We start from the raw sequence: 23,247 nt of genomic DNA, 5'->3' as shown, positions 1-23,247 counted from the left end.
TTAAATTGAAAATGAAATTTTAGATATCGTCCTATTTAAAAAGAAAAAGGGAGGTTTATCTACCCAAACATAAACCGTCTGGGACAGATGTATTACAGTTATTGTCGCTGAACACGTTGTCATTTATGTTTGTTGGTAGACCGTTACCGTTATTCAAATCTACACCACGGTTTTGCAATACGTTATTTGAATTCACGTTGTTCTTTGTGCTTTGGCCATCTAGGAAGATACCGTTAACAGACCCTTGGATTGTATTCATTGACAACTCATTGCTTGCGGAGTTAACTAATGTCACACCTGCTAAGTCATTTGCTTTGAATAGGTTTGTGGTTAACTGTGAGCCTGATGAGGAGTGAGCTGCTACACCAATGCTGTTTCCAAACATTAGATTGTCTTCAATTACTACATTCTTTGATCCTGTTTCAAATACTGCGATTTCATTTTCTGTGAATGTGACTCTTGAAATTTTGTTGTCTTCTCCACCTGAGAATAATGCACCTGCTTGGAAGCTCTTAATAGTTCCTGGACCTTGAACAGTTACGCCATCGTTGTCTGCAAACATGATTCCGACCTTAGAACTCTTTTCTCCTGGACCACTTAATGTAAATCCATTCAAATCTATTGTAATACCATCAGCACCTACAATTATGCCATCAGTCTTACAATCAAGGTTGGCTGTCAGTTTTACACTTTGTTTAATAACTTGACCACAAGATAAGCTGGTGCTTAATGGGACTGCGCTGCTGCTGCTGCTGCTATTTTCTTGTGATGGTTGATTATTATCATTAGTATCAGAGGAGGGGAGAGCACTGTTCAAAATATTGTCTATCATGCTGCTTTGTGCTGATGCTACAGTTGGTTGTATTAACAAAGCACCAACAGATGCAAATGCAATTAATGCCGCCATGAGATATATTTTGTTATTCATTCAAACAAACAATCAATTGTATAATATATATGGGAAACTGTTGTTTTTACGTAACTCAAGATTACTTTCTATCAGATATAAATAAATAATAATCAGATTGATTAGAACTTTTTTTGTAATAAATCGTTATATATAATCGATCACTCGGGTACATATTTCATATAAGGGTATACAAATATTAATATTATTACGAGCCTAACTATATCAATTGAAGATAGCTGTGATTGGAGCCGGCGTAGCAGGAAGTTATCTAGGCGGGATGTTACATAAAATTGGCCACGAAATAACTATCTTTGAATCAAATAAGAAAGAAATGCACTGGCCGGTATGTGCATGGGGAGCGTCAAGACATATGTTAGAATACTTCTCTAATAAGGCAGGGCTTAATTTTGATAATTATGTTTTTCATGTAGGAAAAAGACTAAGAATGGGATTGCCAAATCAAAAAGAGGAGTTTCTTGATTTAGATGGACTAGTTACCTACAATAAGAAGCAATGGGAGAGTGATTTGCTCGCTGGTATCACGGTAGAGTATGGTATTAACTGTGATAAAAAGACGTTTCCCATAGATAAATATGATTATGTTTTAGATTGTACAGGTTTCCACAGGAAATTTCTACCTAAACCCCGAGAAGATTTTGTGATTCCAGCGTATGAGTATATGGTTGAAAACATTCAAGATATTGATGAATTTCATGTTATAGGATATAAGGGTGCGAGAGGGTACTTTTGGTACTTTCCTTTAAGTAAAGGCGCGGGTTTTATGGGGGCAGGAGATATTGACAGGAAATATCACGGGGTAAAAGAATTCTTAGACACTCACCCGGATGCGCGGATAATCAGAAAAATTGGCAGGCCCATACGACTTGCACCACCCAAGCTGATGGAACCTTTTTATGACGGAAAAATCATAGGCATAGGAGAATCTATAGGTACGGTGTTTCCAATGCTTGGTGAAGGCATTATCCCATCATTGCTAAGCTGTGAAATATTTTTGCAAGTGATGGAGGACAACAAGAACAATAAAGTGAAATTTGATCATAAACAATACAGGGAAAAAATTCTAAAGAAATTCAACTATTACTATGATGTTTACCGAATTGTTAGACTCAAAATGGACGGGAAATTAAGTACTGTGAAGCATTTTAATTTATTATTGAGCATGTACAAGAACATGAAGAAGGATGAAAAGAGGTTTGGTTTTGAAATCGACTTTGAAAAAATGAGGAGATTGGTAAATGCTCTTTGAGCCCTAATGTAAACTACTTTTTGTCTTCAGATTTTTCTTCTTTGGGTAACTTGGAAATATTATCATCCCCCAATAACTCACTCTTATTTGTCCTTATCAAGATATCATTTAAATATTTAATAATATATTCATCCTCCTTTGGATTCGTTTTACCCTTAATCAATCTTATTTGGTATTGGCTAATCCAAGCCCACATCCAGTTTTGTCTTAGCAAAGCTTCATTTTCTACAGAATATTGATGCTTTCTATGCCAAACACCTAGAGTAATGGCGGTAGGAATGTAGATCAAAGCGAACAAAAGTATGAACATAGGAAGGGTCATGTAATCACCAATTCCAAACGGTAATTGCTTTATTAAAAAGTTGTACGATATTAAGATAAAGTTAATAAAAGTTAATAAAAATACGAGATATATACTATGCCCATTCCTAAAATCTAACCATCGTCGCCTAAAGAATACTTTGGATATTTTTGGTATCATCTATTATGAGTATTAATTAGGGTTCTCTAATTTAGTTTTGCGATTAACAGGAATTTTTAATCTAGAAAATCAAATAAAAATTCATATTAAACAAGTATTTTTTCCAAATGTGCTAATAGGTAGAGGTATTTTAAAATTTTTATTTGTAAAGAGTTTGGGCGTCCTTTGCCAATCAAAAAAGGCAATAATGCGATTAAGTTTTACGTTGGGTGGAATAGATAGATATATTCACATTTTGGTAGTCGTTAAGATTTCTTATATTCAAAAGTTAGGCCACGAATATATGCTAAAGTGTCGTGCTTATTTGCCATATTTGACACTGGATATAACATACAATTCAGAATAATAGATGAATATATAAAATTGATAAAACATTCAGCACCTAATGCTAATCCACTGTATCAACAAATGTTAATTTGGAATATCATCAAAATATAACAATAAAATTAATATATTTTAATTGGGCTAAGGTAATAGTTAGAATACGCGACTAAAAGCAGTTAAAAAAGTAATATATGGCGTGATCCAAATTCATTTTTTGTTCAAAAAGTTAAGAACAAAATACCAAATAATTTCCCATTACAAGAATTCCACGTGTAACTACTTAGAAATTATATAAATACAAAAAATTCTTAAGCAGAAATTGTGGATAGATTAAACATGCCATCTAGTCAATATTACCATATTTCAAAAATAATGGAAATCATAATCGCTTTAAAACCCAATTCTGTTCTGGATATTGGAAGTGGGTATGGGAAATACGGAGTATTATGCAGAGAATATCTAGATTTATGGAATGGCGAACAAAAATACGAGTTCAATAAAAGAATCGATGGTGTAGAAGTTTTTAGTAATTATATTACGCCATTACACGAGTACATTTATAATAATTTATACAATAAAAATATAGGAGAATTATATCACAATCTATCTTTTAAATATGATTTAATTTTGTTAATTGACGTAATAGAACATTTCAAAAAAGACGAGGGCTTAGAATTACTCAATGGTTTATTGAATAAAAATAAAGGACTATTGATAAGCACTCCTCTGAATCCTAGCCCTCAGGAGGATGCATTTGGAAATATCTTTGAAACCCATAGATCAGTATGGTCGATTAGAGACCTTCAAGAGATAGGAGAATGTTATACAATCAGAGATAGAGTCTCGTTGATTTGCTATGTTACAAAAACCAAAGGAACCATTAAAGATTTAAAAAATAATATACGAATATTAAGAAAACACAATGAATCTCCATTCAAAAAATCCTTAAAGATGGCCTTTGCTGTAATACCAGGTGCTGCTGTGTTTTATAAAATCATCAGGGGCAGATAAGAAAATAAAATTTTCCTTTTATTGTGAATTTTTGCAAATCATAATTTCGGTGGTAGGGCTTTCTTTTGTAATAGATATAATAAAAATCTCTAAAGGAAACAAAATAGTGCCAATAATTAATCCAAACTTTTCACCACGGGATACGTTTTTAGTAATCATTCGCCACATCTTATTCAATAATCTGTTTTTTGAATCAACCGGAGCATTCATCAGGAAAAACATTGGGGACCTTTCCAAAACAATAAATCCGAGGTTTTCAAGACTGCCCTGAATTTCCTTTAAAGATCGGGTGGTTTGAAATTTGGCATATTTTGATTCGTCATGTACAAAATTTTCTGAAAAAATAAAAATTCCTCCAGGTTTTAACAGGTTTTTGATATTTTCTAACGCTTTTAAATATTTCGTATCATCTACTATGTGAAATAGAACATCGAATGCGGATATTATATCAAACTTTTCAGATATTGGTATAGTATCATCACCTATATCAAATTCTAAGAATCTAAAATCGGGAAATTTCGCTTTCAGGTTTGTTACAGCAGTTTTTGTCAAATCACAACCTGTAACATTTGGCAGCATCAATTCTTTCCAAAGACTTATATAAAAACCGGTGCCAGAGCCTATGTCCAAGATATCGACCTGAGAACTTTCAATATTAAGATCTTTTATTTTCTTTAGAAAAACGTGTCGTCTAACCCTGTACATCCATTTATTATAGTTCTTACCCAATCCAATGAAACCTGTTCCATGTAAACCATAATTATTAGACAATCGGTTCTCCCAATAGTTTTTAATATCTTCATCACTTTCCATGAAATATGATGATCATATATATAAAAAATATATATAAATACCAATCTACTAAAAAGGTAATATTTTAATATTTATTTATCATAGCTAAATCAAACTAAAACTCAAAGATAGTTTTGATGATTTTAATTCATCATTCATCCCAATTACTAAATTTTCATTAGCGGTTATATGACTATAGGCAATATTGATTTAACGAGATGGGGAATAAATCCATAAAAAAAGTAACTTAATAAATGCATTAGAAAAAAAGTGTGCTAACTAGATAAGAGAACATTAATCTTATTTCCAAAACTAGGATCTAAAAAAAATAAAAATGAGTAGAAAAAACTAATTGGCAAGATCATAAAGAGACTATTCAAATATGAATTAGCGATGTATTTAGAAATCACATTTAATACCAGATATATATAATAAAAATCGTCCGGAGATAAGAATCATACAAATATGAAATAAAAAATCGGTCCAAAATCAACTACATCAGTTAGTTTATACCTAATCCTCTATTGTATAATTGTGTTATAGATTGCGAATCCTCCATGTAAATGATGAAGCTGGAGTGGCATGTATTTTAGCCAAATATCAACAAAAAATTTATGGTCATGATTCAAGGGTCATAAAGCTTAGCAGAGTTGATAAATATGGCATTTATGAATATTATAAAGAATATATCACGCAGGTTAAAACTGAAGAACAATTTCTGAATTATGTTTTTAAGGAAGCGGAAACAATGGATATTATTCACGTTCATGGTAGAAGCGACATCATAATAAAACTTCGTAAAAAATTTAGTAATTCAAAAAAAATAATTATACATTATCATGGGACAGATATAAGAGGTATAAAAAATCAAAAGCTTCCCCATAGATCAAGATTGTCAGATACGATCATTAGATTAATCTTGACGTACAGAAAGGGAAGAGATACAATATTATTGAAAAAAAGGATAAAATTAAAAGCACAAATTGTCGCTGATGCAGTTTTAGTTTCAACAATTGATCTGCTCAACTATACTGCCTCAAAGAATAATGTTAAGGCTATATATCTTCCAAATCCTATTGATATAGAACACTTTAGGCCAGATATCAAAGGCTTCAGGAAAGATTTCAAAAGTAGAGCTTTAACAATCGATAATGAAGCAACTGATACTAAAATGGCATTAAAATATCTGAAAGAGAATAATTTTGATTCCGAAATTAAGATTCATGATAGAATGAAGCAGACGATCAATTACCAAGAAATGCCAGAATTTCTTAAACAATTTGATACTTATGTAGATATTAGATATATAAATAATAAATTGATACCCGCTTTAAGTAAAACCGCTTTAGAAGCATTATCTTGTGGTCTAAATGTAATAGATCATCGATTGAATAATTTGAGGGGCCTACCTCCGCAGCATTGTCCTTCGAATGTCACAAACAGTTTATCCAATATTTACAAAAACATAATGGATTGATCTATTTCCTTTTTGATCAAAATACCTTACGGAGGTATATTTTAATCTACAAAAATACAAATATGCATTATAATGAGTTTATGTAACCGGATGCAAGTAAAATAATTGGAATAAGAATAACTAAATTTTTCAATAATAAAATATAAGGTCATTTATAAAGTAGTAATGAATGAAATCAGATTATCTAAACATAAATTGTTTTATCATTTCATCCGAGACCATATGTCGATGTTTTTCTATACACGATATCAAAGGATCATGTTCTGCTAATTTAGTATAGTAACAAGATAAAGATGATATAGGATTGACATATAATCCTCAAATTACTTTTACAATCACAAATAATCAAGTGAAATTTTCATATTAATTTTTATCTAAGTATTTATTTGACTAATGTATAATCTTCATAACTAAAATTTGAGAATTTTACATTTATCGCATGAGGCTCTACCAGATTGGAGAATTGAAAAATCAGCTATTAGTGCATCGAATCGTGGACATGAGGTTACATTTGCGGGATCTAAAGTCTCCCCCCTTTATAAGAGGGAAGTTTTTTCTAATATTTTTGAAGTTAATTGGACAGCCAAAGCAAGATATGGAATACCTTTTTATTGGAATTCCGTAAAGAAACAAGTTGAAAGGATATTAAAAGAATCAAGACCAGACATAATTCATGCTCATAACATTTTTTCTGCAAAAATGGTTAAAGAATTCAAAATGCCTTTTGTATATGATGATCATGAATATTGGTCAAAACATTCACTATTATTAGTTGAAATTGAAAAATATTCAGAAGCAAGTAGCAATAGGACAAGCATTAACAAGATAATTCAGATGCCAATAAGAATAAGAAGAAGGATTATTAATCATCGCATAATTCACCTATGGGCCAAGTGGGAGAAGGAAGTAGTCGGATCAAATCCAACAATAACAGTATCAAATAAGATTGCTGATGATTTGCGAATAATAAATCGTTTCAACAACGACATATTTGTTATTCCTAATTTTCCTATGAAGTTTGAAACCGAGTCTTTTGAGACTCCTAAATTCTATGATAGACTATCAAGCGTCTATGCAGGCTCTGATGGTCACAATATTCAAAAGTTACCCAATCGAAATATTGATGGATTACCGGAATTATTTGATAATCAAGACTTAGGTGATCTATCTATTATAGGATGGGAAGGAAAATCGTCCTTAAAAGTTAACTATAGAGGTTTCTTGGACAGGAATCTAATGTTTAAAGAGATGTCAAATCATTCAATAGGACTTTTACCTTGGAAAAGACATTGGTCCCATGAATTCACTAGTCCAAATAAAGCGTATGAATATGCACATTCAGGACTAATAGTAATATTAACATCATCATTTAAGCCAGTAATAGATATATTAGAAAAAAATTGTGTGACATTTGATGGATATGAAGACTTGATATGTAAGATAAAGTATCTTAAAGAAAATATGAATGAATTATACAAGAAAAGAATAGAAATTTTTAATTACGCTAGAAATAATCTGCTATGGGAAAATAACGAAAATAATATTTTTGAAGCATATAAAAAGTGTTAAATCTGAATAAATTGAATAGTCAAGGGTTTATAAAATTTAAAGTAGAATGAAATAATCATCCACTTTAACATAAAAAATTTCTATAGATTCGACAGTTAAAGGTCCGATGTTTTCAAAAAAATTAATTACGATAATATCTATTAATGGTAGCTATGATGTCAGCTATGCTATGATTTTTTCTGATATAAGCAGGTCCTTCATTAGTCAGTCTATGTCTCTGCTGGTCATTTTCAATTAGATATTTTAGATCCTCCTGAAAGGTATTTTTGGTAGTTCTAAAAATCGGGGGTTTGTATTTTTCAAATAATTCATCCGAAACGTAAGCAATAACAGGTTTACCTAGAGCCATAGCTTCAAGTTCAAACTTTCCAAACCATCCTACATCAGGTAAAATTTTTCCAATAACAATATCCGAGTAAGCTATAAGTTGAAGAGTTTCTTGATTAGACAATCTAAAAATTTCTAATATTTCACATTTATTTTCTCTTTTAACACTAGACAAGGTCTCAGAATAATAATCAGTGAAGGTTGATGGGTAATTTTTATAGTATGGATAGTGGGCTAACCTAAGTGGCCCATTTCTATTATCCAAATCTCTGTTAGTAACTATTTGGTTTATCTCATCAATATCAACTGGGTTTGGTAACCATATACCATTTGGGGCGTACTGTAGCAGATCGGGAGTAGAGACGAGACAAGGATCAGGGTCATACTTTCCCCTTATATCATTGCCATGGTAATGTTTTAAATATATTTTTTCCTTATTTAATTTCTCTAAACTTCTCTTTAATGAACCATAAGGGTAATGATAATGTAAGACATCATAATGTTTTTTGAGTTTCTTTAATATATTCCATCTAGAGAAAGGAGATTTATAATTAATCAGAATACCACCGAATTGTTCATAGATGGTTTTGTTAAAAACAAAAACATCCACCTCTAATCCTTGTTGTCTTTGATATTTAGAAAGAATGGATGCCACACCAGAGATATTATTGATATGAGCTATCTTCAAGGTAAAAATACTATTTTATCTTAATTAGATAAAGATATTTAATCAAATATATTAGATCGTAATATAATAATCGGATTTAATATAATTTAATAAACCCCCAAATAGTTTGCATTAAATATAAAACTATTAGATAATTATTTGTAAAAATAAGAAGAAATAGTATATCAATGTCTAATTTTAAGTTTAATAACATTATCTAAAAAGTTGTTAATATCATTTAATTCACTAAATTTATTAAACAATCTAAGTATGTATATTAAAGTATGGCTCAAATCTTAAAGAAGGACGATATTATTAATTTCCTAACTTTAAGATATAATCCATCTGTTGACAGTCTTGATGTGCCATTAAAACCGGAGAAGCCTATTTGGGGGAAAATTGAAGATATTGAGCCAAAGGTACTGCAAATTGTAAAAAAGGACTTGGATTCAAAATTATCTCATATGAAAGTGCCAAGGGTTTCTATTGCTTTGAGTGGAGGTATAGATTCCAGATTCACGTTAGTGATGTTAAGAAAATTTTTCCCGGAATTAAAAATTGATGCAATTTGTGCTGGCTTTGGTGATGACGATGATGAAATTTCAGTCGCAAAAGATATTGCCGAAAAATATAATTGCGAATTTCACGAAATATACCTAAACAATATTCTTGTAGATCTACCAAAATTGATTTCCTTTGTAGGTACGCCAAAATGGAATTTATATCAATTTTATACACTAGAAAAAGCTAAAGATTATTCTAAAATTTTCTACTCTGGCGATGGAGGCGACGAGATATTTGGTGGATACGTTTTTCGTTATTACAAATACCTAACCGAATTAAACAAACTAAAAAATCCTTCATGGCTTGATAAATCAAGAATTTATTTATCATGTCACGAACGTGACTGGGTTCCAAATCAAGAAGAAATCTTCAATAAGAATTTAAAATTTTCTTGGATAAGGATATATGAAAATTTTAAACAGTATTTCGATAGTTCACTGGAACCTTTAGATCAGGTATTTCTTGCAGATTTTAATGGAAAGCTATTATATGATTGGATACCTTCAAACTTAAAATTCGGCAAACATCTAGATATGGACATAAATTCCTTGTTTTTAAATCCAGAGATGATTGAATTTACTTCCAGATTACCATGGCATATTAAATACGATTATGCTAAAAATGTAGGAAAATTACCTCTCATATCAATTCTAAAAAAATCGAAAGGGAATGGAAATATTCCAGCGATAAAAAAAGGTTTTTCACTAAATTTGGTAAATATGTGGGATAATTATGGTAAACAAATTATTACAGCATATTTACATACAGATTCTGAATCTGTTAAAAATGATATCATCAACATAAAATGGATAAATGAATCCATTTCTTTGGCAGGTAATTCAACTAATAATAATTTAAGGATAAGGTATATTAGCAAGTTATTATCTGTCTTGTCTTTTGAAATATGGTATAGAATATTTATTTCACATACACTGAAATCCAGCGCTAAATTATAAATTTGATATATTTATTAAATGAGATAAGATGATCATTTATCTATTTATAATATTTTTCATCTCGATTACAATCATAATCCCATCTGGTATCTAGTATCCATGAGAATCTTTTCGAAAATTGGGTTTAAATTCAATAATCTTTTTCATGTTAATTATAAGGGTAAATCAAATGGAAACAAAAATTATCAGTTGGGTAAATCATAGAAATAATGAAATACACTTAGATTATATATTTATAAACCATTTTAGGCCATATGGGAACTTATTTTACAATTGTAACATGTAGAAATTCCGAAAACGATATTGAAAAAGCCATAATGTCGTTATCAAACCAAACCATAAAACCATCATATATAATTGTAATAGATGACGGCTCTAAAGACAATACTGGAACAATTTTAAAAGAGTTATCTAATAGAGTCGATAACTTATATATCATCTCTAATCCTGATTTGGGTTATGACATTTCTAGAGTGGTTAAGAACTGGAACAAAGCCTTGGCTCTGAAAGCTGAAAAAAAGTTGGAGGAAACAGATTATCATATGATAGGTACTGATGATACTATCTATTATAACGATTATGCTAAAAAAATAATTGAATTTATGGATAATAACGCAGATTATGCTATCGTATCTGGGAATATTGATGATGGTAGTTATAAGACTCCTCGTGGAGCAGGTAGATTTGTCAGAAATTCCTTCTTTTATAAAGAATACGCTCAATATCCTGAGAAAATGGGATATGAATCCGCTATTTTGATTGCATCAAGAAAAAGTGGATATAAAGAGACCATCCTAGAAGAGGCAAAATTTGAGCACACTCGACCCCTTGGACAAAATCATCATTTCTATGAATTCGGCGCTAGTATGAGAACCCTGGGTTATCATCCATTATTCGCATTTGGGAGATTTTTCCTATATTTTGGTACCAGTAAGCCTATTGGTAGGGTTGGAGCCTTATATATGTTATATCATTATATATCTTATAGACCGAAGCTTGAAGGATATGATAGCATGTACCCGGATGATATTAGAAAATTTAACAGAAAGACCCAAGTAGATAAAATTAAATCATTAATTAAACCAGGATAGAATTATGCAAAGATCACCCACAAATTGAATTAGTAATTTCATAAATATTAAAATATTTTGAATCATAAACTATAGGGTAATAGTAATAAATATCATAGTGACCCGATTTAGAATCGATCAAGTAAATATTTTTTTCATTTTCAGAAACGGAACTAGTGTTTGTATAATCCCCCACTTTAACACACTGAAAATCAATTTTGCTTTTCAGGTTATCGTACAATGCATTTTCATTTTTCTCAATTGAGGAATAATTACTAGGTAAAGATACAGTCTCAGAAAAAATATATTGACGTGGTTTTTCTAAAAATAAATGAAACCACCCTCGCCAGTGCAGTGTTCCAATAATTTCTGCATTATTCTTCGTATTGGTATTAATCCAATCTATAGAATTCACCAAGTCCTGATTCTTGGATATCTCTAGTGAATTAAAAGACATGGACAGCGGGATTGTTAGTCCAGTTTGGGTTTGAAATATAGAAGGGATGGTAAAAACAATTCCATAAGGGAGAACTATAAATAAAATTCCATAAGTAATAAAAGAAGAAACAAATAAGACCGAAACTAGATTTCTAAGTTTTGAATTTACTAATCTATCAGCGATAAAGAAGAACCCATATAGTCCGAAGATGGAAATAAAAAATCCTGAAAGAATAATCCAACGCTCCGGTACCAAATAACTATGATTAGGGATGAGGAGCCAACTAAATGATAGTAAAATTGTCACTAGAGTGGGAATCTTGAGGATTAACGAATTTGACTTTTTAAGAAAACCTACAATGAAAAATGGAATGAGGATCCCATATAGTGAAAGTTGCAATACAAGTAAATCGTAAGGAGATAGATTATTTTTGTTATATACAGGATTCACTAATGTATCTACTGGATTCGACCCAATAGAAACAAAAGTTATATCATCTAACAAAAAGAAGTAAGTTAGAAATAATGTTAGTAATAGTAAATTAATAGTACCTAGAAGAAGGAGTTTATATCTGATAGAAAAGCAGATTGATGATATAATTAATAAAACTCCCATCATTCTATCAGAAAATAATGTAGCTAGATACAGGACACTAACAGTAACGTATTGTAAGAGTATAGGTCTATTGAAATGATTTGACCTCAAATGGTTTATGGTAACTAAACTAAGGTTAAGACAAACAAGTGCCAAAATATCTCTATGTAGATCCCATGCCATTCTCAGGGCACTTAGCTGGAATATAACAAAAATGGCAAACAATATACTTTTATTAACTGATTGTCTAATACACCAGTACCTAAAAGGAACGTGGTAACGCTAAGAGATCCATATAATATAATGTTTACAACGTTAAAGGCAAGATATAGATCGGAGAAAGAGATCAAATGAAAGGAATATACCAAAAATACATAAACTGGAAATAATGTTCCCCCAATTACGGGGTTAGAATTCAGATCATAGAGAGCAGGTAGATAGTAATTTATAGAATCGTAGCCTACAGGATATGGAAAGTTTTGGATTATTGGAATGATCCCAATTAAACAGCCAATGCCAAAAACTAATAGGATAGAAAAAGCAAAATATGCATTCAACAATAGTCAAGTTTAGGTTATTGACATAGAATCAAACATATTTGTTTTCCATGGTCATGTATTTATCCAGGCTAACTAGTTTATTAAATTCCTTAAACTTCATCATTTTATCTTTTAGCGTCTTCGTGGTACCTGTCTCTTTCAAAGTCTTGAACGTTTCAAATAACGCAAAAGCGGAGGAATATAATCCAGAAAGCGGGAAGAGGGCAATTTTGTAACCCATTTCTAAAAGTTCAGTCGAGGTCAAATTAGGTGTTATACCTTCCTCTATCATGTTAGCTACTAATGGGGCATCAATTTGATCGGCAATTTTTTTCATATCTTCGACAGAACGCGGGGCCTCCACAAAAACGATGTCAGCACCAATTTCTCTATATAATTTTCCCCTCTTTATAGCCTCTTCAATGCCCAGTGGGGCCATAGCATCAGTTCTGGCCACGATTGTGAAATCTGAGTCCTTTTTCTTAGCATCAATAGCAGACCTTAGTTTTTGAATGTATTCTTGAGAATCGATAACTTCCTTACCCATCATATGACCACACCTTTTTGGCCAAACTTGATCTTCAAGGAAGATCCCCGATGCTCCTATTCTTTGTAAATCATTTACTAATTTGGATACAGTTAAAGGATTACCGTATCCAGTATCTACATCTACAATTAATGGTATATCAACTGCTCGAGTTATCCTCCGTGCATTTTCAACAGTCTCGGTAATGCTTAAGAATCCAAAATCTGGCAATGCTAACAATGACGCCGAAGTTCCGTATCCAGTTTGAAAAATAGCCTCAAACCCTACTTGTTCAGCAATCTTGGCGGTCAAAGCATCGTATACACCGGGCATAACTAAAATATCATTCTGACGACTCAATAAGTTACTTAATGACAAATGATAGTGTTACTTTTGACCTCTTTATATAATTTTATTTGAACAAGACATGATTTTGATATCGATTAGTATTCCTATTGTTTACGGCGTAGTTTAAATTCCACCTAAATCCATGAATGCCGTCACGTTCTACACAGAGGCTGTTGCTCCGAATCCATTGGGTAAACGACAAAATTTCCATTAAATTTAGAATATAAGTAGTTAAGTTAAGTCAATCATCATGCTAATATAGTGATCCAATCGATAGAATAATACATAAAGTAGTACGATAGTGCAATTGTGTTAACTTCTACGGGATACTAAATCCATCCTAAAGACCGAGTTGCTATGTGCCATGTCTATTCTTCTTTTCTAGTATACTAATTAATCTAATATAGAATCATAAGAATCGACCATTCAAGTTTTCCTATTGAAATATTTTTTATCGACTGATGGGTAGGACTATGGAAGAATCCATACCAATGCTTGATTTATATAGATTATGTTAATAGTAACTAGGATATGTTACCATTCAATGGGCATTCTTATTATTTCTGAAGAGAAATTGAACTCAATTGCAGGATAAACATGGCTATGCAGTTGTAACATCAGCAGGCAGAGCTATAATAAGAGTACCAGTGTTTGATAATATATACAGGTTAATCCAAATATTAAGTCCTGGATATAACTGAGTGTGGGTCATAATTCATTTTAATAATTTATTCTAGTTTCTTAATTGATTAACAGCCTATCATGTATTTGATTGATTTTCTAGGACCATCTTTTCGCATCTTGCAGTTATAATAAACAAGTATCTGATACAGTAATACGGATAACAGGACGATACCACGTACCTTATCCAATCTTTTCACCGGTACTGGGTATATCCTAAAAACAGGTTTTATGTGCTCTATCAGCGGTTCTATAGAAGTACTTCTCCTAGAATACACGACCTGTCCCAGAGCCGACTCATAAAACTCAACTGGTTTCAGTCTTTCTTCTTTGGTTCTTTTGTATCTTCTAACAGGACATACGAGTTGGAATCCCTTAACCATGCTTAGGTCATACAGTTTCTTACCATCATAGCCCGGGTCTGCTATCATAAAATGTATTTTCCATAATATTTCTGGAGATAGATAGGCTACTACGTCTGGATAAACAGGTTTGTCTGATATATTGGCTGTGGTAACATCGGCTGATAGTGGTACCATTGTAGAAGAAGGATCGGTACTGGATATCATATGCAGTTTGTATCCAAATAGCCACCCTTTGGTACGACTGCGACCCCACCTTGCATCTGTGTCGATTCCCGATCTAGGTACTACACCTTCTTTCATTGACGATTTGTGCCACACATGACCATTTGATCTTAAAAGGGCTGTGTCTGTTGCAACTATCTATGGTCTGACTAATCCTCCAATGACAAATAGGCTTCCCATTATTGCAATCCTTTCCTTGATGTCGGTAGACATAGTTTTCAATCGCCTATCGAAGGTGCGTCTACTTGGTGGTAAGTACGATACAGATAACCCGCACGCCTTCAAAATCTTTCTGTTATAGGATAAATCCAAAGATAGAAAATGATGCAGTGACCTGTTTGAATCAAGTCTAAACCAGATACGGACTATAAAGCATCGAAGGATTACGATTGGTGAGTACACGTAAGGTCTACCTCTCTTGTTATTATGATGAGATTTGACAGAGTTACCTGACCAATCAATCAACCCGATAAAATACAGAATACTAATTAGAATGGATGACGAATTATCCCTGACTGGTCTTGTGGATAGTATCTGTTTCAAGCAAGATATGATACTCTATGAGACTAGCTTTATTTGTTTGGAATAATGACCCGGCCTCATATAACTAATACTTCATGCTGTATCCATCATTATATCAGAAAGAGGCGTCATTTTTTCTACACCGATGACTTGCCCAATACTGTACCTTTATGGACTTCAAGAAAGGGTCTGTACATAGATATTTCAAAAGTTTGATCTTATCTCCTTTTAAAGCAAACAAATTACCCAATCTTATTACCTCTCTTTGATATCACCTGAGAAAGGTTTTAGTGACCACTCAGATGCCAATTACTTGTCAAATGTGATTCAGTAGCAAACAATCCTTACTCCCATCATCTTTCTGCTAAATGATAGGTTTATGGTATGAAAGTGAAGCAATAACCTACATGAATTAGATTGGCCAATCCAAATTCGAAATATAAAATATTTTAGGATAATGGTCGCATGGTACAGATAGGACCGCCTCATTGGTACGTCAACGATTTTTGAAAGAATCATCATACTAATTAGATCAATTATGAACTGGTGGCTGTTAGTCTTATAGGTTTTATCTTTGTTTTGCCAAAAGATCACACTCGATCAGCTCACCCAAATTTTCTTCTGAAACATGGCACACCCTCCGCTGTATAGAATTATGAGACTATCATTTAGAAGTTAATCTACAATGACTCTGATAGATATAAATTCAAGACACAACGTTGTTGTCCCGTACTCGCTACAGCTTTAACTCATAACACAATAGAAACTATTTGAAGTTATGAAAAAAGGATAAGTTTTTTCTTAACCTATCATAGGTTATTAGATAAGCGAATGACAATGTTATCCTATCATAGGTATTTAAGTCCATCTTTTTATGTATTATGCATTTAATGTATAGACGTAAAAGTATTGTTTCAATTGTGGGGGCACGGCCTAATTTTATTAAACTTGCTCCCATTTATAGAAGATTAAAAGGCAAAGTTACACACATTATAATTCACACTGGTCAACATTATGATTTTGAGATGTCTGGAATATTCTTTAATGAATTTAACCTTCCTAAACCGGATTTCAATCTCGAAATTGGTTCTGGGACATCATGCTACCAGGTTGGTGAGATGATAAAACAAACCGAGAAGGTGATCAATGAACATCAATTCGATTTAGCAATAGTCTATGGCGATACGAACTCCACATTTGCGGGAGCTTTTGCGGCTTTCAAATCTAATATTAAGATTGCTCATGTTGAAGCCGGAATCAGAAGCTTTGACAAGAATATGCCCGAGGAGATCAATCGCATTTTGACTGACAATCTGAGCCACTATTTATTTGCACCCACTGATACAGCCGTTGAAAATATTAAAAAAGCCAATTTATCAGGGCAAATATTCCAAACAGGCGATTTGTCTGTTGAGGTACTTGCAGAATATCTAAAAATGTCAAGACAATCCCAAATTCTTTCGATGTTGGACTTAGAACCGGATTCATACATATTGTTTACAATGCACCGGGCAGAAAATACATCCCAAGCAGAAAACTTACTGTCAGTAATCAAAACTATGGAGAGAATAAATCATATAAAGGTAGTTTTTCCTATTCACCCGAGGACTATGAGTATATTAAAATTGAATAATTTGTATGAGAGGATTTTGGCCTGCAAGAACGTTAAGATAATACAACCTGTAGGGTATACTGATTTTGTTCAGTTGATGCGTAATTCTACAAAGATTGTGACGGATTCCGGAGGGATCCAAAAGGAATCGTTTTTGCTATCTGTTCCATGTATTACTATCAGAAATAATACAGAGTGGGTTGAGACCATAGAAGAAGGATGGAATACATTGGTTGGAACAGACAGTGAAAAAATTATTAGAGCAATCAAATCATGGTATCCATCTAGTTCGAATAGAAAACAAATTTTCGGAAAAGGCGATACTTCAAAAATAATTTCTGACAAGATATTGGAATTATTCGGCTAGGAATTTTATTTATTCTACAATCTTTGATATTATACTCACACTAATCACTGAATGACTCCTTTCGGTGAAAACTATAAATTGTCATTGAACGGGCTATGTGCATTACATGAAGGGGAAAACCACAGTTGAGATGTTCTCATTCAGCCCAAGTTATAGAATGGTAAATTAAAGATATTCAAAACTGTGCGGATCTTTACTTAAATCAACATGATAAAATAATGGTCTTGTTAACAAGGCCTATAAAACAGAGGGATTAATCATAAATATATGGATATTATTAGGCCGTATTTATTTGGTATTAGACTTTAACCTAGTATTCATCATTTCGTTGCCTACCAGATAAATTTACGTATATCAATTTTAGAATGTTTTCTGCAACAGATTCTTTATTTTGAAGGGGAAAATCATAATAATTCTTGAATTTATCTACAATCATGATCTTATTGGAATCTGAGCCAACAAGTGCTCCTTCAGTGCCTACGTCATTGGCAACAACCATATCGGCATCAGAATCCAGTAGTTTCCGATATGATCTTTCCATTAAAATTCGGTCTGAAACGTGATATTCAGCTTTAAAAGCAACTAAGAACGTCTTTCTTTGGATGTTTTTGACTTGATTGACTATTTTGCTAGTTGGCACAAGTTTAATGACAAAAGAATCGCGGTCGGTTGTAATTTTATCACTCGAAGAAAATTCGGGTCTAAAATCAGAAACTGCTGCAGCAAGTATGATTATGTCATAAGGTCTTGAAGATAACTCCCCCATTACACTACCCAGCATTTGTTGACTTGTTCTAACTTCAACCATCTTAAAATCAAACTTGTCCTTCAATTTAGTATATTCTAAATCGATCATTGTCGATCCTTTAACAAGAGTAACATCTAATCCCAAATCAATAGCCTTCTTTAACAGAAAATAACCCATTTTACCGGAACTGGTATTAGAAATGACCCGAATTGGATCTATGTGCTCAACGGTACTGCCCGTAGATATCAAAATCTTTCTATTTTTCAAAAATGATCGCATTTGTTCATTACCTAATTGAATCGAATCATTAATCGAACATTTACAGAAAAACCAATCTAAATGATCGTTTGGGATTGAATTATTTTTCCCAGAATTTGAAGTTTGATTTTTGACAAGATCAACACTTTGTAATAACACGGATTCAACGGTTGCAGCCTTGGCCTTGTCTTCTTCAAGGATCGGATTTACAAACACTATTCCAATTTTTTCTAAATCTTGTATATTTTGTTTGATTATCGTGTTTTGGTACATAGCATCATGCATCGCAGGAGCAATTATTATAGGTACTCTTGCTCCTAGCCCTATCGATAAAACTGAAGTTACGGGGGTATCATCAATTCCATTTGCAAATTTGCCTATGGTATTAGCTGTGCATGGATATACTATTATCAGGTCGGATGTTTTAAAATTAGCTATTCTTACATGTTCCAAATTTCCAGAAAGTTCTGATATAACCGGATTCCCACTGGCCCACAAAAAATAATCTTTATTCATAAATTTTTCAACCGTCTTTGAGATTACCACAAATACTTCAGCGCCATGTCTCATCAATAATCTGATCAAGTCAATCGCCTTGTAACAAGCTACACTAGCGGTGACACAAATTACAATTCTTTTTCCAAATAATTCATTTCCCAAAGTGCATTTAATATCCTTTGACGGGTGTACATCAAATTTATCATCGTTGTTACTATCAACGGATCTTCTAATGAGGGATTCATCTTCTACCATTTCAATTCGATCCGATTTATTCCAGATTCAACCTGCGAATATTCGCTTTTGTATTAAGATATTTATTGAATCTCAATAACTCCTCTTCTGCAATAAAAAATGAATGATCAGCGTCTGGAAATTTACCATTTTTTACGTCTGAAACATAATTTTTCATCGCATCTAATATTAAAGGAAAAGATTCTAGATATCGCTTTACAAATTTTGGTTTAAAGTTATTATAGGATCCAACTAGATCTTGAAATACTAAAACTTGGCCATCACACCCGCTACCTGAACCTATCCCAATCGTTGGAATAGTTAGTGATCTGGAAATTTGTTCAGCCACTTGACTGGTCACTAATTCTAGTACTAAACTAAAAGCTCCAGCTTTTTCTAATTCTATTGCCTGTTGATGCAATAAGATTGCAGCATTAGCGGTCCTCCCCTGAACCTTATAACCCTCCCATAGTAATGAGGTCTGAGGCTTTAATCCAATATGCCCCATAACTGGGATTCCATATTCCGTAAGTTTCTTTATAATAGGAACAACTTCGACACCACCTTCAATTTTTACACCGTGACAACCTAATTTAATAAATTTCGTGGCATTTAAAAAAGCCAATGACTGATCAAATTGGTACGACCCAAAGGGCATATCAGCAATGATTACAGTATTGTTTGATCCATTAATAACACCTCTGCAATAGACCATCATTTCTTCCATAGTAACAGGTATGGTACTTGAGTATCCAAGCATAACCATACCTGCACTGTCACCAACAAGTAATATATCAACTCCGGATTCATCACAAATCCTTGAAGTGGTGTAGTCATAAGCAGTTACAACTGTGATCTTTTCACTTTCTTTCTTTTTTTGTTGTAAAATACTGATGTTTGGAATCAGATCTAATCATAACTCCCAACATAAGAGTCTAAAAAACCCAGTAGAATGAATACCTGGTTCATTTTTATTGAAATAGAATCTGTTTGGATTTCATTACTTCAAGTGCCTTTTTTAGGCCATCTAAATTATCAAAGCTCTCAATAAGATTCTTAAGGTCATTTTCACTAGAATGGTTTCTATGATATTCCACGCATTTGATAAGTTGGGGAATTACCCTTACAATATTATCGACTATTGTTATATCCGATGACAATGCAGTTCTTGAAAGTGGGTTCAAATCTACAGTGATGACTTTCTTATTCATCCGTTTTAAGGCTATGGTTCTATCACCATCCTCTAGAGGTACAAAGACAACGTCAGCTTTAGATATTCCGTCCCTGTCGACAAATCTTCTGTTGCTCTCTAGTTCAGGAATGCTTACAAGATTTTTGGGATCAATACCAAATATTCTTGTCAATCCGTATTTTTTGAATTCTTCAGATATCAACTTTTCTCTCTCTTTTGTATAGTAAAAAAGATTTATTTCAACAGCTGAGTATTCTAGAGATCTATTTAACCCACATATCTGGTCTACGCATAGAGCTGCCACGTTACCATTTATAGAAATTACCGGATATTTAGCGAGTAATAAGATGGCAGAAGCAACATTTATGGCCGATCTAGCGGATTCTGTTGTGCATTCTCCTAGCAAATAGTCAAAGCATTCCCCTCTCCCGTGAGCGATTAGACCCTCTGATGCTACTAAACCCCGCTTGAAACCTGTTACCAGTTTTTCTCGTGCTAACAATGATAAATACCTTGGATGACTCTCATGTAATTTTATTTTCCTTTCCATACTTAGTCATTTCTTCTAACTAATCTGGCACCCAAATTATCAACGCCACACACCAGTAATTGGCCCTTAAATTGTTCTAGTAATTTCACAATTCTAGGTACCTTGTCTCTTTCGGTCAGAGTAAATAAAGTATGTCCAAAGAGTGCAACACTAGCCTGAATGCCTTCTGCCTGCATAAGGTTTAGTGGGTTTTGACATTTGCCCTTATCCAAATGATATTCATGAGCAAATTGATAAGACATCTCAAGAAATGATTCCACTTTTGGATCTTGATGTAAAACATTTACCATTTTTCTACCCAGAAGATTCAAAGAGTGTTTGTTCTCACTTGTAACCCACTTATCTAACCATAGTTCTGTTTTAATAGGTTCAAGGCATAAAACGATAACGCACCAGTCTGTTGACAATTTAGATTTGATAACTCGGCCAATGCCAGGTCCGCCAACACTCAATCGAAACTCAAAACCACCTGTAAATTCCGATATCACTGTTCCCAGTCCAGTTCTACAAACTACATCAGCGTTATGTGCTATTTGAGCTGCTTGGACTTTGGTTAGGTTGGTCTTTAACGCCTCATTAAGGGCATAAGAAAGACTTAGAGCGGCCGAGCCACTAGATCCCAAACCATACCCAATAGGTAAATCAGATTCATGTTCAATTGAAAGATAAACAGGCTCACGGATTACCCGCATATAAGATGCTATGACAAAATTTGATACCTTTAGCTCAAAATTAGGGATCCCGTTAAGTTTTATTTCATAGTTTTTTTCATTTGAAGAAAATACTTTAACGGTAGATGTAATTCCTTTATCAATGCTAAAACCAGCACCCATAGATCCAAGAAATTTTGGATCTATTGTTGAAATATGTGAATCCGGTGTGGAAAAGAAACCAGTAATGTGACCAGGACTATACGCTTTTGCCACTGCCACAGGCACTTCAGTAACTAAAACCACTATACTCTATTAATATCAAAAGTAAATATAAAAATATAGTATAATTTATTTATATTCATATATACAAATTATGACAATATATACTCGAATATTACAACAAATCGGCAGTAGTATTCTTATATCGCTTCCAAATGATTGGATAAAGAAAAACTCACTAGGTAAGGGAAACAGCCTAACCATAGAAACTAACATCGACAACACCATTTCAATTTATGATAATTACCAAGACGAAGAAATAAAGATAGAATTTGAGTATGGGCAGGAGAATAGTAACCAACAATCAAAAAATGACGCTGCTGAACAGGTAGAAATTAAGGATAAATCAATCAAAATCCTTCTAAACAAGATTTTTGGTGCTTACCTATTGGGGTATAATATGATAAACATACATTCGAAGAATCAGATATCATTTGAAGATAGTGAAACAATAAAAAGGGCTACTAGAAAATTAATTGGACTAGAGATTGTAGATGAGAATAGCTATAACATACATCTTCAATTCTTAATTGATGCTAAAACTCTAAACATTGAAAAAATATTGAGTATGATGAATTCAATCATAACAGGAATGTTCAAGGAAACTATTCGTTCACTTAGTGAAGGCTTTGGAAGAGATCTAAAGAAGAAAATTGACAGTCGAGACGATGAAATAGACAGACAATATTTCCTTTTAGTTAGAGTAATAAGAACAGCTATTATGAATAAGAAACTTGCAAGCAACCTGAATCTAAGTAATATAGACATGCTTGATTACAGGATAGCAGCTAATTATCTAGAAAATGCGGGAGATTTAATAGCAGAATTGGTATCATACCTATCCGAACTTAAGGAAAAAAAGCAGATCGCTGACTTGATTAGGAAAACGGGGCATTCACTGGAAGAAATGCAGCACTATTCCATTGAGGCTTTTACAAGTACAAGCAGAGACAAGGCGTTTAAGGTAAATGAAAATTATGAAGAATTTAAGGAATCAATTTCTGAATTAAAAAAACATATAACATCTGATAAGGAGATTGTGATAAACGATACATATTCAATTGCAATGATAAACAGTATTTCCTGCCTTGATAAGATTGCAAAATGTTGGATAGATATTACTGATCTAGCAAAACCAACGTATATGCTAAAATAAGTTCAAAAATCAACGTGGATATTGAGCCAATGAAAATAAACCAAATTAG

20 protein-coding genes are annotated in these 23,247 nt (G+C 32.8%); 8 read left to right on the top strand and 12 right to left on the bottom strand.

All coding sequences use genetic code 11. The features are described from left to right. Positions 1-55 precede the first annotated feature (55 nt). A complete protein-coding gene (locus AAGU22_RS03950; RefSeq protein WP_458720935.1) occupies positions 56-928 on the bottom strand; it encodes a NosD domain-containing protein in 873 nt (290 codons plus the stop codon). A gap of 208 nt (positions 929-1,136) precedes the next feature. On the opposite strand from AAGU22_RS03950, the gene AAGU22_RS03945 reads away from it, so the two are divergent. Further along, positions 1,137-2,177, top strand: coding sequence for an NAD(P)/FAD-dependent oxidoreductase (locus AAGU22_RS03945; protein WP_458720934.1), 1,041 nt, complete (start codon positions 1,137-1,139; stop codon positions 2,175-2,177). Between the two features lie 13 nt (positions 2,178-2,190). On the opposite strand, the gene AAGU22_RS03940 is transcribed toward AAGU22_RS03945, so the two are convergent. Further along, positions 2,191-2,499: a hypothetical protein gene (locus AAGU22_RS03940; protein ID WP_458720933.1), complete on the bottom strand. Its 309-nt coding sequence runs from the start codon at positions 2,497-2,499 to the stop codon at positions 2,191-2,193. Positions 2,500-3,318: 819 nt separating this feature from the next. Here AAGU22_RS03940 and AAGU22_RS03935 point away from each other — a divergent pair. After that, complete coding sequence (locus AAGU22_RS03935) at positions 3,319-3,993, top strand: methyltransferase domain-containing protein (protein WP_458720932.1); 675 nt, start codon at positions 3,319-3,321, stop codon at positions 3,991-3,993. A gap of 18 nt (positions 3,994-4,011) precedes the next feature. Here AAGU22_RS03935 and AAGU22_RS03930 read toward each other — a convergent pair whose 3' ends face one another. Further along, the gene (locus tag AAGU22_RS03930) at positions 4,012-4,764 is read right to left on the bottom strand and encodes a class I SAM-dependent DNA methyltransferase (RefSeq protein WP_458720931.1); all 753 of its coding nucleotides are present in this window, start codon (positions 4,762-4,764) and stop codon (positions 4,012-4,014) included. 565 nt (positions 4,765-5,329) lie between these two features. On the opposite strand from AAGU22_RS03930, the gene AAGU22_RS03925 reads away from it, so the two are divergent. Together AAGU22_RS03925 and AAGU22_RS03920 are read left to right on the top strand one after the other, a co-directional pair. Then, positions 5,330-6,262 carry a glycosyltransferase family protein gene (locus AAGU22_RS03925; RefSeq protein WP_458720930.1) on the top strand — a complete coding sequence of 311 codons (933 nt, stop codon included), beginning with the start codon at positions 5,330-5,332 and terminating at the stop codon, positions 6,260-6,262. Positions 6,263-6,679: 417 nt separating this feature from the next. Next, complete coding sequence (locus AAGU22_RS03920) at positions 6,680-7,831, top strand: glycosyltransferase (RefSeq protein ID WP_458720929.1); 1,152 nt, start codon at positions 6,680-6,682, stop codon at positions 7,829-7,831. A 121-nt stretch (positions 7,832-7,952) separates the two neighbouring features. Here the strand turns inward: AAGU22_RS03920 and AAGU22_RS03915 are convergent, their stop codons facing one another. After that, the gene (locus AAGU22_RS03915; protein ID WP_458720928.1) at positions 7,953-8,846 is read right to left on the bottom strand and encodes a glycosyltransferase; all 894 of its coding nucleotides are present in this window, start codon (positions 8,844-8,846) and stop codon (positions 7,953-7,955) included. 263 nt (positions 8,847-9,109) lie between these two features. Between AAGU22_RS03915 and AAGU22_RS03910 the strand changes: the two genes are divergently transcribed. Then, the gene (locus AAGU22_RS03910) at positions 9,110-10,345 is read left to right on the top strand and encodes an asparagine synthase-related protein (protein WP_458720927.1); all 1,236 of its coding nucleotides are present in this window, start codon (positions 9,110-9,112) and stop codon (positions 10,343-10,345) included. A 254-nt stretch (positions 10,346-10,599) separates the two neighbouring features. Beyond that, entirely contained in the window at positions 10,600-11,436 is an 837-nt protein-coding gene (locus tag AAGU22_RS03905; protein WP_458720926.1) for a glycosyltransferase family A protein, read from the top strand. Between the two features lie 13 nt (positions 11,437-11,449). Here AAGU22_RS03905 and AAGU22_RS03900 read toward each other — a convergent pair whose 3' ends face one another. The 4 genes from AAGU22_RS03900 to AAGU22_RS03885 all read right to left on the bottom strand — a co-directional run bounded on the left by AAGU22_RS03900 (position 11,450) and on the right by AAGU22_RS03885 (position 15,672). Continuing rightward, positions 11,450-12,358, bottom strand: a complete 909-nt coding sequence (locus AAGU22_RS03900) for a hypothetical protein (protein ID WP_458720925.1) — start codon at positions 12,356-12,358, stop codon at positions 11,450-11,452. 678 nt (positions 12,359-13,036) lie between these two features. Continuing rightward, complete coding sequence (locus tag AAGU22_RS03895) at positions 13,037-13,891, bottom strand: isocitrate lyase/PEP mutase family protein (RefSeq protein WP_458720924.1); 855 nt, start codon at positions 13,889-13,891, stop codon at positions 13,037-13,039. Positions 13,892-14,610: 719 nt separating this feature from the next. Beyond that, complete coding sequence (locus AAGU22_RS03890; protein ID WP_458720923.1) at positions 14,611-15,207, bottom strand: transposase; 597 nt, start codon at positions 15,205-15,207, stop codon at positions 14,611-14,613. A 60-nt stretch (positions 15,208-15,267) separates the two neighbouring features. Further along, positions 15,268-15,672, bottom strand: a complete 405-nt coding sequence (locus tag AAGU22_RS03885) for a transposase (RefSeq protein WP_458720922.1) — start codon at positions 15,670-15,672, stop codon at positions 15,268-15,270. Positions 15,673-16,571: 899 nt separating this feature from the next. Between AAGU22_RS03885 and wecB the strand changes: the two genes are divergently transcribed. Then, a complete protein-coding gene (gene wecB, locus AAGU22_RS03880) occupies positions 16,572-17,630 on the top strand; it encodes a non-hydrolyzing UDP-N-acetylglucosamine 2-epimerase (protein WP_458720921.1) in 1,059 nt (352 codons plus the stop codon). 310 nt (positions 17,631-17,940) lie between these two features. On the opposite strand, the gene AAGU22_RS03875 is transcribed toward wecB, so the two are convergent. The 4 genes from AAGU22_RS03875 to AAGU22_RS03860 all read right to left on the bottom strand — a co-directional run bounded on the left by AAGU22_RS03875 (position 17,941) and on the right by AAGU22_RS03860 (position 22,066). Then, positions 17,941-19,389 (bottom strand): phosphopantothenoylcysteine decarboxylase domain-containing protein, encoded by a 1,449-nt coding sequence (locus AAGU22_RS03875; protein ID WP_458720920.1) that lies wholly within the window; start codon positions 19,387-19,389, stop codon positions 17,941-17,943. 16 nt (positions 19,390-19,405) lie between these two features. Then, positions 19,406-20,257, bottom strand: coding sequence for a 3-methyl-2-oxobutanoate hydroxymethyltransferase (gene panB / locus AAGU22_RS03870; RefSeq protein ID WP_458721734.1), 852 nt, complete (start codon positions 20,255-20,257; stop codon positions 19,406-19,408). Between the two features lie 82 nt (positions 20,258-20,339). Then, on the bottom strand, positions 20,340-21,110 hold the full coding sequence (locus AAGU22_RS03865; protein WP_458720919.1) for a phosphopantothenate/pantothenate synthetase: 771 nt from the start codon (positions 21,108-21,110) through the stop codon (positions 20,340-20,342). A 2-nt stretch (positions 21,111-21,112) separates the two neighbouring features. Then, positions 21,113-22,066, bottom strand: a complete 954-nt coding sequence (locus AAGU22_RS03860) for a pantoate kinase (protein WP_458720918.1) — start codon at positions 22,064-22,066, stop codon at positions 21,113-21,115. Positions 22,067-22,136: 70 nt separating this feature from the next. Between AAGU22_RS03860 and AAGU22_RS03855 the strand changes: the two genes are divergently transcribed. Continuing rightward, on the top strand, positions 22,137-23,198 hold the full coding sequence (locus tag AAGU22_RS03855) for a PhoU domain-containing protein (protein WP_458720917.1): 1,062 nt from the start codon (positions 22,137-22,139) through the stop codon (positions 23,196-23,198). Positions 23,199-23,247: the final 49 nt, after the last annotated feature.

The sequence above is a fragment of the Candidatus Nitrosocosmicus sp. R genome (assembly GCF_054408505.1).
Note: the sequence above shows the minus strand (reverse complement) of the source record. Positions and strands in the feature narration are given on the sequence as shown.